The organism is Bacillus sp. AFS017336 (assembly GCF_002555445.1).
Classification (GTDB): domain Bacteria; phylum Bacillota; class Bacilli; order Bacillales; family Bacillaceae_G; genus Gottfriedia.
Genome location: NZ_NUCO01000021.1, coordinates 232,862 through 248,271 on the forward strand (window position 1 = coordinate 232,862; position 15,410 = coordinate 248,271).

At 32.1% G+C, this 15,410-nt stretch carries 16 protein-coding genes; 13 read left to right on the top strand and 3 right to left on the bottom strand.

What is annotated here, in order from left to right; genetic code table 11:
• Positions 1-49: 49 nt before the first annotated feature.
• Positions 50-1,276: a sporulation integral membrane protein YlbJ gene (gene ylbJ / locus CN601_RS12955; protein ID WP_257131704.1), complete on the bottom strand. Its 1,227-nt coding sequence runs from the start codon at positions 1,274-1,276 to the stop codon at positions 50-52.
• 177 nt (positions 1,277-1,453) lie between these two features.
• On the opposite strand from ylbJ, the gene CN601_RS12960 reads away from it, so the two are divergent.
• Together CN601_RS12960 and CN601_RS12965 are read left to right on the top strand one after the other, a co-directional pair.
• Positions 1,454-2,260 (top strand): patatin-like phospholipase family protein, encoded by an 807-nt coding sequence (locus CN601_RS12960; RefSeq protein WP_098171269.1) that lies wholly within the window; start codon positions 1,454-1,456, stop codon positions 2,258-2,260.
• A complete protein-coding gene (locus CN601_RS12965; protein WP_098171270.1) occupies positions 2,235-3,260 on the top strand; it encodes a SepM family pheromone-processing serine protease in 1,026 nt (341 codons plus the stop codon). Before CN601_RS12960 ends, CN601_RS12965 begins: the two co-directional genes overlap by 26 nt.
• Before the next feature lie 40 nt (positions 3,261-3,300).
• Here CN601_RS12965 and CN601_RS12970 read toward each other — a convergent pair whose 3' ends face one another.
• Complete coding sequence (locus tag CN601_RS12970) at positions 3,301-4,569, bottom strand: nucleotidyltransferase (protein ID WP_257131705.1); 1,269 nt, start codon at positions 4,567-4,569, stop codon at positions 3,301-3,303.
• Between the two features lie 638 nt (positions 4,570-5,207).
• On the opposite strand from CN601_RS12970, the gene CN601_RS12975 reads away from it, so the two are divergent.
• The 4 genes from CN601_RS12975 to CN601_RS12990 all read left to right on the top strand — a co-directional run bounded on the left by CN601_RS12975 (position 5,208) and on the right by CN601_RS12990 (position 7,542).
• Positions 5,208-5,723: a YceD family protein gene (locus tag CN601_RS12975; RefSeq protein WP_098117655.1), complete on the top strand. Its 516-nt coding sequence runs from the start codon at positions 5,208-5,210 to the stop codon at positions 5,721-5,723.
• A 55-nt stretch (positions 5,724-5,778) separates the two neighbouring features.
• Positions 5,779-5,952 carry a 50S ribosomal protein L32 gene (gene rpmF, locus CN601_RS12980; protein WP_025672195.1) on the top strand — a complete coding sequence of 58 codons (174 nt, stop codon included), beginning with the start codon at positions 5,779-5,781 and terminating at the stop codon, positions 5,950-5,952.
• A 158-nt stretch (positions 5,953-6,110) separates the two neighbouring features.
• Positions 6,111-6,878 (top strand): enoyl-CoA hydratase/isomerase family protein, encoded by a 768-nt coding sequence (locus tag CN601_RS12985; protein ID WP_098117653.1) that lies wholly within the window; start codon positions 6,111-6,113, stop codon positions 6,876-6,878.
• Between the two features lie 76 nt (positions 6,879-6,954).
• Positions 6,955-7,542 carry an RsfA family transcriptional regulator gene (locus CN601_RS12990; protein WP_098117652.1) on the top strand — a complete coding sequence of 196 codons (588 nt, stop codon included), beginning with the start codon at positions 6,955-6,957 and terminating at the stop codon, positions 7,540-7,542.
• Between the two features lie 74 nt (positions 7,543-7,616).
• On the opposite strand, the gene CN601_RS12995 is transcribed toward CN601_RS12990, so the two are convergent.
• Complete coding sequence (locus CN601_RS12995) at positions 7,617-8,030, bottom strand: GNAT family N-acetyltransferase (RefSeq protein ID WP_257131706.1); 414 nt, start codon at positions 8,028-8,030, stop codon at positions 7,617-7,619.
• A 147-nt stretch (positions 8,031-8,177) separates the two neighbouring features.
• On the opposite strand from CN601_RS12995, the gene CN601_RS13000 reads away from it, so the two are divergent.
• The 7 genes from CN601_RS13000 (at position 8,178) to CN601_RS13030 (ending at position 15,317) form a co-directional block, all read left to right on the top strand.
• Positions 8,178-9,065: a 2-dehydropantoate 2-reductase gene (locus CN601_RS13000; protein ID WP_179865547.1), complete on the top strand. Its 888-nt coding sequence runs from the start codon at positions 8,178-8,180 to the stop codon at positions 9,063-9,065.
• Between the two features lie 6 nt (positions 9,066-9,071).
• Complete coding sequence (locus CN601_RS13005; RefSeq protein ID WP_098117649.1) at positions 9,072-9,464, top strand: DUF3397 family protein; 393 nt, start codon at positions 9,072-9,074, stop codon at positions 9,462-9,464.
• Positions 9,465-9,491: 27 nt separating this feature from the next.
• A complete protein-coding gene (gene bshC, locus CN601_RS13010) occupies positions 9,492-11,120 on the top strand; it encodes a bacillithiol biosynthesis cysteine-adding enzyme BshC (RefSeq protein ID WP_098171273.1) in 1,629 nt (542 codons plus the stop codon).
• Between the two features lie 219 nt (positions 11,121-11,339).
• Entirely contained in the window at positions 11,340-11,771 is a 432-nt protein-coding gene (mraZ, locus tag CN601_RS13015) for a division/cell wall cluster transcriptional repressor MraZ (protein WP_098171274.1), read from the top strand.
• Positions 11,772-11,802: 31 nt separating this feature from the next.
• Positions 11,803-12,735 carry a 16S rRNA (cytosine(1402)-N(4))-methyltransferase RsmH gene (gene rsmH, locus CN601_RS13020; RefSeq protein ID WP_098117644.1) on the top strand — a complete coding sequence of 311 codons (933 nt, stop codon included), beginning with the start codon at positions 11,803-11,805 and terminating at the stop codon, positions 12,733-12,735.
• Positions 12,736-12,747: 12 nt separating this feature from the next.
• Positions 12,748-13,113, top strand: coding sequence for a cell division protein FtsL (ftsL, locus tag CN601_RS13025; RefSeq protein ID WP_098117643.1), 366 nt, complete (start codon positions 12,748-12,750; stop codon positions 13,111-13,113).
• Between the two features lie 11 nt (positions 13,114-13,124).
• On the top strand, positions 13,125-15,317 hold the full coding sequence (locus CN601_RS13030; protein ID WP_098171275.1) for a penicillin-binding protein: 2,193 nt from the start codon (positions 13,125-13,127) through the stop codon (positions 15,315-15,317).
• The last annotated feature ends 93 nt before the right edge of the window (positions 15,318-15,410 follow it).

Sequence of the window (15,410 nt, forward strand, 5' to 3'; positions counted from 1 at the left end):
TAAACTGAGGTTTCTTTTTTTTCTATAGTTGATTAAATAATTGCAATTTTTATTTAAGATCATATCTTTTGTTAAGTGTTTTATAAATTAACATGATGACATAAATGTAGAGCGAGATTAGTGTAATCATTGACCCTATTGAAATCATTGATTCAATGTTAAGATGTTTCTCCGTAAAAATTTTAATTACAGGTAAAGTATTATTCGTAACATGAGCAGTTAGCTGATTAAGATAAAGTGGCTTCCAAAAAATAATTGCTAATATTGGTGCGATACCTGATTGCAGTAATCGACCGATTAAATAAGGTTTCATACTCATCTTTACTTCGGAAATGATACTTGCTACTTGTGCTTGTATTGAAAATCCACCAAATCCTAAAATGAAGCTTGTTAAAGCTACTTGTTGTAATAAAGTACTATTGTTTAGTTCACTTACTAATTTAGATCCTAAAGTAATTTCAAATAATCCAGATAAAAAAGGTGTAGATAAATTATGATTAACGCTTAAATTTGAAAAACAATACGCGACTATTTTTCCTACATTCGTAATAAATCCAATTTTTAATAAAAGCATATTTAAAACAGAAAAAACAATGATAAATCCACCAATCATTAATAATGTCTGCACGGAAGAAGCAATTGCATCGCCAAGTATTTTTCCAATCGGTCGTTTTTCGCTTAACCGTTTCTCATGCATTACTTTAAAAGCGTATTTAAAGCGGTTAGAATGGATTCTTTCTGCGCGGGAGTAGTTAGGTTGTTTGCTACCGTAAAACCTCATGATGAGGCCAACAATCGCGTTAGATAAATAATGGCTTACGGCAAGTACGATTCCGATTTTTGCATTATGAAAAAAACCGACAGATATTGCTACAAAAATAAATAATGGATTAGAAGAATTTGTAAATGAATTAAGTCGCTCGGCCTCTAATTTTGTTATTTCCCCATCTTTATATAGTTTAGCAGAAAGTTTTGCACCAGAAGGAAAACCAGAAGCCATCCCCATCGCCCAAACGAAAGCTCCAACCCCAGGAACTCTGAATAGAGGCCGCATAATAGGTTCTAAAAATACACCTATAAATTGAACAATTCCAAAGCAAATTAGCAGTTCACTTAATATGAAAAATGGAAGTAAAGATGGAAACACAATTCCCCACCACATATTTAATCCTCTAACCGAACCTTTAAACGCAACATCTGGATGCAAAATAATCGTGGCTGTTAGAAATATGAGTATTAAAAAAATTAGAAAAGTAATGAAATAACTTTTTTTCACATATAAACCTCCAAAGAAAGATAGACTCAAAAAACATTTAGATTTTTGTCTAATTGTAGTAGGACCAATAAAAAATAAATAAGATAGTAATATATGTATAAAAAAAACTTGTACAATTTAATATACGTTGATGGAATTCAATTTTAGACCAAAGAGTTTAATTGGAGGGGAAACAACTTGGAACCGAAAATTGGTTTAGCATTAGGTTCAGGTGGAGCTAGGGGGTTTGCGCATGTTGGTGTAATTTCGGTTTTAAAAAAGCATAATATTCCTATAGATTTGATTGCAGGGAGCAGTATAGGTGCTTTAGTTGCTGTATTATACGGGGCTGGTACGAATGTTGAGCGACTGTATAAAATTGCGAGAGTATTTCAATCAAAATATTATATTGACTATGTTGTTCCGAAGATGGGGTTAATTTCTGGAAACAGGGTAAAAGAACTAATCAAGGTGCTTTCTTTTGGTAGAAAGCTTGAAGAATTAGATTTACCAGTATCAGTTGTCGCAACAGACTTATTAACAGGAGAAAAAATCGTATTTCAACAAGGCGATATTGCTACTGCGGTCCGCGGAAGTATTTCGATACCTGGAATTTTTGTACCCGAAACCTGGAATGGTAAACTTTTGGTTGATGGTGGAGTAATTGACCGTATCCCTGTTTCGGTTGTAAAAGAGATGGGAGCGGATTTTATTATTGGAGTAGATGCGTCACCAATTAAGGTTAGTGGTGAAGTTTCAACAATTTATGATGTCATCATGCAGAGTATTGAAATAATGCAACATGAGCTCGTCAGAAATAGAGAAATCGCATCGAATATCATGATTAGGCCTAAATTAGATCATATTAATTCTAGAAACTTTACAGATCTCGAAAATGTAATGAAAATCGGAGAAGAAGCTACAGAAGCATTAATTCCAGAAATTATTGAAAAGATTGAGCAATGGAAGGAGAAAAATAGTGAAAAAAAGGATAAGAATTCTTAATGTACTATTAGTTGTTGGTATTACGCTAATTCTTTTGTATTTCATTCCTTTACATTATTATGTGACAAAACCTGGCTTAGCTGAGCCTCTTAGACCTTATGTTAAGGTTGATGGTGCTAAGAAAGATAAAGGTGAATTCATGCTAACTACCGTAGCAATGGGAAAGGCAAATATATACTCCTATATAGCTACAAAGGTGAATGATAATTATCATCTGTACAAAATCGATGAAATTAAAGTAAAAGGTGAAAGTGATGAAGATTATCAATTTCGTCAATTACGATATATGGAAGAATCAAAACAAGCTGCAATATTAAATGCATATAAACAGGCTCATAAAACTTATAAAGTTACGGAAAATGGGATTGTGGTTGTTTCAGTAATACATGATATGCCTGCATTTCATGTTTTAAAGCTAGGAGATGTCATTACAAAAATAAATGGAAAAGAAATCCGTACATTAACTGATTTTACAAATACGGTTCAAGCAAGTAAGCCTGGTACTAATTTTAATTTGGAAGTAAACCGTGAAGGTAAAATCGAAAATTTTAATATAAAAACAAAAACATTTAAGGACGAACCAAATCGTGCTGGAATTGGTGTCTCGATTGCCGAAAATTTAGAGCTAACTACAAATCCAAAAGTTAAAATAAATTCTGAAGAAATAGGGGGGCCATCAGCGGGACTAATGTTTGCGTTAGAAATTTATGATCAATTAAAAGATGAGCATCTTGCCAAAGGACATGAAATAGCTGGTACAGGGACACTTGATATAGATGGGGTCGTCGGTCCAATTGGTGGGATCTCTCAAAAAATAATAGCTGCATCTAATGCTGGAGCAGAAATATTTTTTGCACCAAATGAAAATGGTAAAAAGAATTCGAATTATAATGAAGCTGTTAAAAGTGCAAAAAAACATAAGTTAAAAATGAAAATTGTACCGGTCAATACTTACAGCGATGCTATAACTTATTTAGAAAAGCTAAAAACAAAAAAATGAGGCAGGATCTCTTAATTCCTGTCTCATTTTTTCATATGTTCTATGATCTACTAAATTGATTTGTAGATTCATCGTATATAATCGGATACATAGAGTATTCTGTTTTTATTAATTTTTGCTGATTGCTTATAGAAAGAATTGATGAGTAAGCATAAGTTGCCTTTAAATCAGTACTTAATTCTTTTTGATTTTGTTGATTAATGGTCGTATAAATTGGCACATCAATTAGCTTCTTTTTGCTATTTAAATAAGTTTTACCAATAGAGCTCATCCCAAGTAAGCGGATATATGGTACACGATCTTTCTCTAATATTGCGGACATTTCGTTTTTGGAAGTGTTTGTTAATAGATGTGTTAACAATCGCTGGATTCTAGTCCAAGTATATCTTTTTGTTTTAATTGCTGTCATTAACTCTTCAAAATCAAGACAGTTTAAAACTGAATTTAAAACTCTTCTTTCTAATCCTTCAACAGCTTCGTAAATTTCTTCAAGTTCTTCTTTTTTTGCTGTAGTTAATTTGTATTTTAAATATGGAAAATATTCATTCCAGGTATGTATTTTCCCAAACTCATTTATATAGTCTTCAATGGAATCTTTCGTAAAACTTGGGACAAAATCAGAAATTGTCTGGTTGTTTCCTTTTAGTATTTTTCGAATTGCCGTGGCACTAGCGATACTTTGATGATTCGTTTCCTCGTCATGATAATTGGCAGCAATACGTTGAATTGTACTACCTTCCATTTTACTTTTAAAATGTTCTATTGCCTCCAAATAATGTATACCTAGAATATTATTTGGCAGTGAGACATCTAAGTTAGCTGTTTCTAGATTTGTTTGTAATGCAGTACTATATGCTGCAGGATAACTTAAACCTTGATCAAGATAAGTACGAATACTTGAATTAATAGAAGAAGTGAGTTGTTTTTTTTGCTTAATTAACTCATAAAAAGTTTCAATTTTTCCTTCTTCACTACCAAAACAAACGTAATCGCATTTTAGCGAATCAAGAATTGAAATAGCTCCTTTTGCAAAAATACTAGCATGTTGAGTTGAATAGCTATACGGTAGCTCAATAACAAGATCTGCCCCGGCTTGTAAAGCTAACTTAGTACGCACATGCTTTGGGACGACAGCGGGTTCGCCTCTTTGTAAAAATTGCCCACTCATAACAGCAATGACAACATCTGCATTTGTTGTATTTTTTGAACTAGTTAAGTGAAAAACATGACCATTATGTAAAGGGTTATATTCAACTACTACACCAACTGAACGCACTAAAAATGCACCTCCAATATTTACTAATTTCACGAATTTATACACTAAGAATACCAGTTTCGAGAAATAAATCGCAACCTAGTGTGAATTGTATTGAATTTTGTTGTAGAAAATAATATATTAGATAGGTTACATATTAAGAGCAAGATACACGATTTTTAGGGAATGGGCGGACAATTAATAATGTTTCAGTAGATGATTTATTGCAATCTTAGAAGGGAAACCCTCTAAATGCATGTCGGGGCAATCAGTTACTTAAAATTATTATGATGTATTGCGCCTGCTCTAGAAATCAGGAAGTGGAACCATAACTAAAATGTTTTGTTGGATAAAAAGTTAGCACTTTTGTCGTAAAAAGAAGTATGTACGATGACTAGCTTCCCATAGATCATAAGCCAATTTTCGTTAAAGATTAAACTACAAAAATAGGCTTATGCTTATCGAGAAAATTAGTAACAAAAGTTTTTTATGATGTCTAGTTCCGCAAGCTAGCTCTTCGGTAATATTCCATTAATCTTTGAAGTGGAAAGTACACCACTTCTTCAGCTGAATGGAGATATTCCTTTCAGAGCTGGGCAAGCTTGCTCCACATTTCGATGTGTAAAGAAAAAATATTGACAAATGGTTTTAAGGAATATATAATTTTCATTGTTGCCTTGAGGTGGTTGTTTATGAAATGGTCAGTGCACCAGTTGCAGAAATTAAGACATAAAGGTTTAGATTTAGATGAGACAATTGATATTAATCAAATAAAGGAACGTAATCCTGAGATTCGAGAAGTTTCTCCAATTGAAGTTACTGGACGAGTTGATTTTGGAACGAACCGATATACGTTTCATTTAACAATAACTGGATATTTAATTTTACCTTGTGTAAGAACATTAGTTGATGTAAAATATCCTTTGTCGATTACCACAACAGAAACATTTTTTACAACAACTGAATGGAAAAGTGAAGATGAGAATTTTCACATCCTAGAGGGTGATGTGTTAGACTTAACCCCAGTGATTGAGGAATGTATCTTAGCTGAAATTCCAATGCAAGTTTTTGCTGAGGATATTGAAGGGAAAGAAACAGCTCCAACATCAGGAACAGATTGGGAAGTTAGGGAACATGTCGAAGTAGAGCAAAAAATTGACCCTCGACTTGCTGGATTAGCAAAATTTTTTGACAAACAAGATAATTGAGAAGTACCGGATAACCGGCTTCATAACAAACACTCACTTTAAGGAGGTGGGATCAATGGCAGTACCTGCAAGAAGAACGTCCAAAACTGTAAAAAGAAAGCGTCGTACGCATTTCAAATTAGCGGTACCTGGAATGGTTGAATGCCCAAACTGTAGCGAATTAACATTAGCACACCGCGTATGTAAATCATGCGGTCACTACAAAGGAAAACAAGTACTTAGCAAATAAGCTAGTCTTTCAAGAGCACATAGGAAACTATGTGCTTTTCCTTTTGTCAAAAAATTTCATTTACCATAATCCCCCTTTCCTGAAAACCTGCCCTTTTTTAATTGCTGTATAGTATAATATAAACTATCAGAAAATTAGGAATAGGAAGTGAGATTGCAATGTCTGAAGTAATTACATATCAACGTGATGAAATAGATTATATCTTTTTAAATAGGCCAAATTACGGGAATTGCATTGATGAAGATACTGTTGAAAAACTTTCTGAAATTATCCAAGAGATCCGAATGAAATCTCAAAGTAAACTAGTTATATTAACTGGTGAAGGTATGAAATATTTTTGTACCGGTGGAGATTTAAATACAATTTTGAAATTTAAAAATAATATAAAAGGATTAGAGTCCTTTAATTTAAAAATGTGTGAGGTAATTTATCAAATTGCAATGTTACCTCAAATTACAATCTGTTTTATTAATGGGTATGCATTAGGTGGCGGTTGCGAACTTGCAAGTGCATTCGACTTTAGATACGCAAATGACAATGCAAAAATAGGTTTTATACAAGGTAGAATGGGGATCCCAACATCTTGGGGTGGAGGGACTATACTTCAAGAAAAAATGAACCATCAAGATTGGATTACGCTATTATCATCCTCAAATATATACACCGCATATCAAGCTAAGAAAATAGGTTTTATACATGAACTATCAAAAGATTTAACTAGTTTACATAATGAAAGCTTTATCAATTTATCTAAAGGTATTCCAGCACAAATTCATCATCAAAATAAGAAAATACTTATTCGTAAATGGACTGAACAAAATCTTAAGAAGCGAATGGAAGAAGAAGTTATTTCCGCAATGCCACTATGGTTTTCAGATGAACATATAAAAAATATTGAACAATTTACAAAAAAATTGGAAAAGTAATCTTCTACCTTCATTTTTTTGTGCATATGAATTAGTAAAATCTGCTTAATGCATAAGAAATTGGAGGGGATTGCAAATGGTTGCAAATCGCCAGGATGCATGGACAAAAGATGAGGATAACTACTTAGCTGAAGTAGTTTTAAAATCGATAAATGAAGGGTCAACTCAATTAATGGCATTTAAGATTGTTGCAAAGAGTTTATCAAGGACAGCTGCTGCTTGTGGTTATCGATGGAATTCTTTTGTTAGAAAGTTTTATAAAGAAGAGATTGAAAATGCAAAAAATAGTAGTAAAAAACAACCTGTATCTGAATCTGAAACAGAACTCGTAGTAGAAGAAATAACTAATCAGACTAATGATGTAGAAGTAGTAGAACCAACAACAGAAAGAGTTCAATCAGAAATAACGTTTGAATCAGTTTATAAATTCCTTGAGTATTTAAGATTAAAAGTTGATGCAGGTAGTAAAATAAAAGATCTTCAATCTTTAGAGAAAAAACTATTGAAATATAAACAAGAAAATGAGCAGTTGAAAATCGAAAAACAACAATTAACTGAAAAATTAAGTGAACTTCAAAATGAATATGAACATTTATTTGATTTCTTAGATCAAAAAAGAAAATTAGTAAGTGTGAGTTCTAAAAATGACACAAAAGTAAAATAAAAAACTCAACATCTCCAAATCGGGGATGTTGAGTTTTTTCATTAAGTAAGTATTAATTGTAATATCTTTTGTATTTAGTTGGTTTCAGGCTTCCAAATAACAAATTGAGAATCAGATTCTATGAAGTTTAGCTTTTTCCAAAACTCATTTGAATTTGCTCTTGGAATCGTTTTGATCGTTTTATTAAAGGATTTAGCGAATTCTACTAATGCTTTTCCGTAACCGTTCTTTTGATAATATGGAAGAACTTCCATTTTATTGATCTCAATAATTTCTTCATTATTTTCATTATGTGTATATAAGCTCATTCTGGCAATTAGTGCTTTACCTAAATAAATTCCATAAAAAGGAGATTGGAATTCGTTGTCAATTAAATTTGATTCAAGGTCTTCTAACATTGATAGTTCTTGTAGACCATAACCAGAAAATTGCTGAAATTGTTCAAGTGTTTTAAAATTTATTTGTAAACGTTCGATCTTGATGTTCAAAAAAAGCTCCCCCTTAAAAAGAATGTAAATTTTAAATATTTTAAATATAATTATATCGTACAATTAAATTTAAAAAAAGATAGATTCAGTGTAAATTTATAATCAAAAGAATCATGAAGGAAAAAGAATTTATGAATGGAGAATATAATGGAAATTGGAATAATTGGTGGTGGTGCTGTCGGACTATTAACCGCATCATACTTACATGAAAATAAACACAATGTTACATTGTTTACAAGAACACAAGAGCAGGCTAATCTAATTAATGAATTAGGTATTATATTATCAGTAGATGAAAAAAAGAAGCAAATGTGTATAAACGCCAAAAAAATAATGTCTAAAATCAGTGTGTTTGATCTATTAATCGTTTGTGTAAAACAATATCACTTAGATCAAATAGTAAACACGTTAACCCAATATGAAGGTGAAAATATATTGTTTTTACAGAATGGCATGTCACATATTGATATTGTTAACAATTTAGAAATATCAAATTGTTTCATAGGTATTGTTGAACATGGTGCATTAAAAACTTCTGGAAATGAAATAACGCATACTGGTAAAGGGATTATTCGACTTGGTCGTTTAAAAGGTAATCTAGAAGCATTAAGGGCAATATCAAGTTTACATACAAATGATTTTCCAATCAAAAGTCAAGATGATTGGGAGTATATACTTAAACAAAAATGCTTAATTAATTGCGTTATTAACCCTTTAACGTCAATCTTTAATGTTAGAAATGGTGAATTAATCAACAATGAGTATTTTTTACCAATTTGTAAATTATTATTTAACGAGGTTGCAACTGTTTTAGAATTAAGTCTCCAAAAAGAATGGGAAAAGGTAGTAGAGATCTGTGAAAAAACTGCACAAAACTATTCATCAATGAATCGAGATTTATTTCATGGTAGACAAACGGAGATCGAGAGTATGCTAGGGTTTGTTAAAAAAATGGCAATTCAGAAAAAAATAAATGTACCTACAATTGAACTTGTGTACAATAGTATAAAAGGACTTGAAAAGAAAAAGGGGTAATTCTTTTTGGAAAAATTTTTCATTTTCTTCATTTCACTGTTAATTGAATTTCCATTTTTTTCTACAATCTTTATTTATATGTTTTTGAAGATATTTTTTAAAAATAACAAGCGTAAACTTTTGCTTTTTACGTTAGATTTATCTACAATTCTATATATTAGTTCATTTTACTTTATATTAAGTATGTTTTTTCCGACTGCAACTGGTTGGATATTAATTAATTTATTATTGGTTATCTTATTTATTAGTATTATTCTTCAATGGAAAGCTAAAAGGGATATACAATTTTCTAAGCTAGTTAAAGGTTTTTGGAGAATGTCTTGCATTATGTTTATTATTCTTCATTTTATAACTATGATGGCTGGTTTAGCATTGAAAATATCTGAGTACAATGCTTAACTTGAAGAGCGAGAGAGGAAGTTCGTAATGCAAATTAGTAAAGTCCATTTAGCCGGGCAAAATAACTTGCTGAATGATTTTGTAAATGGAAAAGAAACAATTTCTTCTTTCTTTGGTCAAAATCCATTAGTGAAGGAAGAAATGGAATATAGAATAAAAAATGTGATGGAACGTTCTTATAATCGCACAGGATTAGTAAAAGCGCTTGAGGAGTTCCACAACAAACATGAAGCAAGTAATGAATCAATCGAAAATGTAAAAAAATTACTAAATAAAGAAACATTTGTTGTGATCGGAGGCCAGCAAGCTGGTTTATTAACTGGACCGTTGTATTCGATACATAAAATTATTTCGATTATTCAGCTGGCTAAGAAGTATGAAAGAGAGCATAACATTACTGTTATCCCAGTATTTTGGATTGCTGGAGAAGATCACGATATCGATGAAATAAATCATGTTCACACAATTGAGAACAATATCGTTAAAAAACAAACATTTTATCAAAAAACAACATACGCTCATGCTGCTTCTAGAACTGAAATCGATAAATTGGAAATGAGAAAATGGGTTGAAAAAATAGTTAAGACTTTTGAAGAAACAAATTATTCAAAGGAATTACTAGAGGAACTTCATTTGATCATTGATAAATCTACTACATATGTAGATTTTTTTGCGAAAATTATTTTTAAACTGTTCAAATACGATGGTCTTGTCTTAATTGATGCAGATGACCCTAATGTTAGGAAGCTAGAATCCTCTTTATTTGAAAAAATGATTCAAAAGCAAGATATCGTACGAAGTGTTTTTAAAGATACAAAGAGTAAACTTAATAAAGCTGGTTATAAAGAAGCTCTTCAAATTTCTGAACAGAGTATTCATCTTTTTTACCACAGTAATGAAGGTAGACAACTACTAGAGTTGTCTGAAAGTGAAGAGGTTTTCCAAACGAAAAATAAGAATTACCAATTTTCCAAAGCTGAGTTGATTAAAATTGCTCAAGAACAACCAGAGCTTTTAAGTAATAATGTTGTTACTCGACCAGTGATGCAGGAATATTTATTCCCTACTTTAGCGTTTGTAGGTGGACCCGGTGAAATTGCTTATTGGGCAGAATTAAAGGATATATTTAACGTATTTAACTTGCAAATGCCTCCTGTGTTTTTAAGACATATGTTTACGATTTTTGAAAGAAATATAGTATCCGCAATGGAAGATTTTACATTAAACATAAAAGACGTTTTGCAAACTTCGATCGAGGATATGAAGTCGGAGTGGATAAAAGGTCAAGTGAAACTAGACTATAAAGCAGTATTTAGTCAAGTTAAAAAGTCATTAGAGGTACTGCACAAACCACTTCAAGATGTAACGACTGAAGTTACACCTAACTTAAAGGATTTCTCTAAAAAGAACTATGTAAAAATAGAAGAGCAAATTTTATTATTAGAACGAAAAATAGATGAATCAATAGAAAAACAACATGAAGAGCAGCTTGAAAAATGGAATCGAATTATTTGTTCAATTTCTCCAAACGGAAAACCTCAGGAGCGAGTACTTAATATTTTCTACTATCTAAATAAATATGGTTTTGATTTCGTTCATGAGCTTTGTAGTTTAGAGGTATCATGGGATTATGAACATCAAATCGTAAAAATTTAAGGACGGAAATATGTCGATGGTCCATTCGCTATTCTACTTACTCTAAAATAGCTTATATAAAAACAACAACGCATCGAAAAAGACTGAAGTTTTTATAACAAAAAGTGAAATCCTGCTAGATGGATAGCAGGATTTTTTGTTTTTATAAAGAATTTTTTAGAAAAGGTGGTAAGAAGTGGGGGAATGTGGTAAGTTTGTGTTAGAAAGTGGGGGAGTAGGATGTTTATCGGTGAATATCAACATAATATCGATGTAAAAGGACGTCTGATTATACCCTCTAAATTTCGAGACAAGCTTGGTGAAACCTTCATTGTTACAAGGGGTTTAGATCAATGCTTATTTGGCTATTCATTGGACGAATGGAGTGTAATTGAAGATAAACTGCGCACACTACCACTAACCAAGAAAGATGCAAGAGCATTCACCCGTTTTTTCTTCTCAGGGGCAATGGAATGTGAGATGGATAAGATGGGGAGAATTAATATAACACCTAATTTACGAAGCTATGCAAAATTAGAAAAAGAATGTGTAGTAGTTGGAGTTACGAATCGGATTGAGATTTGGGATTTATCAACTTGGGATACATATATGAAAGAATCAGAAGAGTCATTTGGTGAGTTGGCAGAAAACTTAATCGGATTTGACTTGTAAAAAATTAACAAATTGAAAGTAGTGAGTCATCATGTTTGAGCATATTACGGTTTTATTAAAGGAAACTGTTGATTCTTTGGAAATAAACGAAGATGGAATTTATGTAGATTGTACACTTGGCGGTGGAGGTCATAGTGAATATTTACTATCCCAACTTTCGTCAAAAGGTAGATTAATCGCTTTTGATCAAGACGAAACGGCAATTAAACACGCTAAAGAGAGACTAAAACAATATGAAAATCAATTAACAATCGTAAAAAGTAATTTTAAACATATTAAAGAAGAGCTTCACCAATTAGGCATTAATGAAGTTGATGGAATCTTATTTGACTTAGGTGTTTCTTCACCTCAATTAGATGTAGCAGAACGTGGTTTTAGTTTTCATCAAGATGCTCCACTTGATATGCGTATGAATCAAGAGCAATCACTATCTGCATATGAAGTTGTTAATGAGTGGACTTACGAGCAGTTAGTGAAAATCTTTTTTCGCTATGGAGAGGAAAAATTCTCAAAACAAGTTGCTAGAAGAATTGAAGAGTTAAGAGCAAAGAAACCGATTGAAACAACTTTTGAGTTAGTTGATATCATTAAAGATGCTATTCCGGCACCAGCTAGAAGAACTGGTGGTCATCCTGCAAAAAGAATTTTTCAAGCAATACGTATTGCCGTAAATGATGAGCTTGGTGTTTTTGAAGAAGCGCTAAAAGATGCAATTACACTTATAAAACCAAAAGGAAGAATTAGTGTAATCACATTCCATTCATTAGAGGATCGAATTTGTAAAACAATTTTTAAAGAAGCTAGTTCACTTCCGCCTTTACCACCTGGATTACCAATTATTCCGGATGAGTTTAAGCCGAAGTTTAAACTAGTTACACGAAAGCCTCTTTTACCAACTGAAGAAGAACTCGATTTTAATAAACGAGCTAGATCTGCAAAGTTAAGGGTTGCAGAAAAATTATAAGGAGGGGAAAGAATGAGTAATTTGGCAAAAAAGCTACAACAAAAACAAGTTACTGATTTACAACAAGGACCTTCTAACAAGAAAAAACAAAAGAAAGTATCGAAAATTACACCTTTTGAAAAACTACTTTACTTTTCATTTCTAATTGTATGCTTCATTATGGGTACAAAAATTATTGGAACTCAAGCAACCATTTACGATACCAATTTAAAAATTCAAAATGTAAAAAATGAAGTTGCAAAGGAAAAACAGCATAACTCAGAGCTGAAAATGAAAATTGATGAATTAAGCACATATGACCGAATTTGGCAAAAAGCTAAAGAATTAGGCTTAAATATTGATAGTAACAATGTAAAGTTTACAGATACTAGTAAGTAGGAGATTGTGATATGAGTAAGAAAAAGAATAAGTACACTAACTATGGTATTCGTTGGTTTTTTATTGGTACTTTAATCCTTTTTACATTACTTGTAGCTAGACTTGGTTATATACAATTATCAGATACAGTTGAGGGTAAAAATTTAAAAGTATATGCAGATGAGAATTATAATACATCTCAAAAAATCCCTGCAAAAAGAGGAACTATTTATGATTCAAATGGAGTTCCTCTTGCAGAAGAAGTGACATCCTACACTGTGTCTGCAGTTCTAGATCCAAGTGCTTCAAAAAATTCAAGAGTAAAAAGGCATGTTGTGGATAAAGAAAAAACAGCAAGAGAATTATCATCAATTTTAGATATTGATGAATCTGAACTTCTAGCAAAATTAGGTAAACCAAAATATCAAGTTGAATTAGGACCAGGTGGAAGAAACATTTCTCAAAGTAAAAAAGAACAAATTGAGAAATTAAATCTACCTGGTATTGTTTTTACTCCATCACAACAACGTTATTACCCAAATGGGATCTTTGCATCTCATACTTTAGGTTACACAAATAGTAATGACAATGGCGATCTAATCGGAGAAATGGGATTAGAAAAATCATTGAATACAGAGTTAACTGAAACAGATGGTAAAAGAAGCTTTTTACGAGATCGAAAAGGTAATATCTTGCCTTATGTTAATGAAAAGGTTACTCCTCCACATAATGGGGATAATATTTATTTAACAATAGATACAAAGATTCAAAGTTTACTAGAAGATGCAATGACTAGCGTAGAAAAAAAATATGATCCAGAAAAGATTATGGCAATCGTTTCTGACCCGAAAACAGGAAAAATAGTTGCGATGAGTAATCGTCCTAGCTTCAATCCTAATATTCACGACATTACAAACTATACAAATGATCCGATTTCCTATGCATTTGAAGCAGGCTCAACTATGAAAATATTCACATTAGGTGCTGCAATGAATGAAGGAGTTTATAATGGAGGGGAATACTTCCAATCTGGACGATATAAAGTACCAGGAGGAGGAACTGTCCATGACGTAAATCGAAATGGGTGGGGTTCTATTACATTTGATGAGGGGATTCAAAGGTCTTCAAACGTAGGTATTTCAATCCTTTTAAATGAAAAAATAGGTGCCGATCGTTACTTACAATATTATAAAAACTTTGGTTTTACTAAAAAAACGGATATTAATTTGCCAGGTGAATCAAGTGGGAAACTAGTTTATAATTATCCTCTTGAAAAAACGACGACGGCATTTGGTCAAGGATCTACAGTTACAGCAGTTCAAATTATTCAAGCTGCTAGTGCGATTGCCAATAATGGGAAAATGATGAAGCCATATATAGTCGATAAGATTGTTAACCCTGATACGAAAAAAGTAGTAGCAGATTATAAATCTCAAGTTGTTGGTCATCCAATTACTGAAGAAACGGCTAAAAGAGAAAGAGCGCTATTAGAAACAGTTATAACTGCGCCACATGGTACTGGTCATAACTATGCAATTGATGGTTACACAGTAGCAGGTAAAACGGGAACTGCCCAAGTTGTAGATGATCATGGTAAGTATTTAAAAGGTCGTGGTGAAAACCTATTTTCATTTATCGGTATGGCGCCAGCGGACGATCCGAAATTAGTCGTTTATGTAGCGATGCTTCGTCCAAAATTAGAAGCAACTGAGTTAGGTTCTGATGGAGTATCTGAAATATTTAGAACAGTTACTAAGGGCGCACTTGAATATATGAAGGTTGAACCAATTGAAAATGCGAATGTTGATAAATTAGTAGATAAAGAAAGTGTAGAAATCCCTAATATGAAAGGTTTAACTTTGGATGAAGCGAAATCATTGGCGACTTCTACTGGATTAAAACCTGTGTTATTAGGTAATGGACTGGAAGTTACTGGTCAATCTATTAAGTCGAAAACACAAGTTGTAAGAGGTACGAATATTTATCTTAAGACTGACGGTACGAATACGATGCCTTCAATCATAGGATGGTCAAAAACTGATGTTGATCGTTTAGGTAAATTATTTAAACTGAAAATTACTTCAAATGGGTCTGGATTTGTAACGAGTCAAAGTATTAAGCAAGATTCGGAGCTACGTAAAAATGACTTTTTAAGTATTGAATTAAGTAAACCAAATGAATCATCGAGTAATGAAGAAGATGTAAAAGTTGATGTACAAGAGTAAAAATGCTGAAATGACAATTAATTAAATAAAAAACACAATAGGCCATTCTAGGACAATAACAAGCTAGAAGGTCTATTGTAATTGGTACAAGCA

What these genes read in the sequence shown, in the direction of transcription:
- CN601_RS12975 (WP_098117655.1), top strand. Translation starts at nt 5,208, where the DNA reads ATGAAATGGTCAGTGCACCAGTTGCAGAAATTAAGACATAAAGGTTTA.
- rpmF (WP_025672195.1), top strand. Translation starts at nt 5,779, where the DNA reads ATGGCAGTACCTGCAAGAAGAACGTCCAAAACTGTAAAAAGAAAGCGT.
- CN601_RS12985 (WP_098117653.1), top strand. Translation starts at nt 6,111, where the DNA reads ATGTCTGAAGTAATTACATATCAACGTGATGAAATAGATTATATCTTT.
- CN601_RS12990 (WP_098117652.1), top strand. Translation starts at nt 6,955, where the DNA reads ATGGTTGCAAATCGCCAGGATGCATGGACAAAAGATGAGGATAACTAC.
- CN601_RS13000 (WP_179865547.1), top strand. Translation starts at nt 8,178, where the DNA reads ATGGAAATTGGAATAATTGGTGGTGGTGCTGTCGGACTATTAACCGCA.
- bshC (WP_098171273.1), top strand. Translation starts at nt 9,492, where the DNA reads ATGCAAATTAGTAAAGTCCATTTAGCCGGGCAAAATAACTTGCTGAAT.
- mraZ (WP_098171274.1), top strand. Translation starts at nt 11,340, where the DNA reads ATGTTTATCGGTGAATATCAACATAATATCGATGTAAAAGGACGTCTG.
- rsmH (WP_098117644.1), top strand. Translation starts at nt 11,803, where the DNA reads ATGTTTGAGCATATTACGGTTTTATTAAAGGAAACTGTTGATTCTTTG.
- ftsL (WP_098117643.1), top strand. Translation starts at nt 12,748, where the DNA reads ATGAGTAATTTGGCAAAAAAGCTACAACAAAAACAAGTTACTGATTTA.
- CN601_RS13030 (WP_098171275.1), top strand. Translation starts at nt 13,125, where the DNA reads ATGAGTAAGAAAAAGAATAAGTACACTAACTATGGTATTCGTTGGTTT.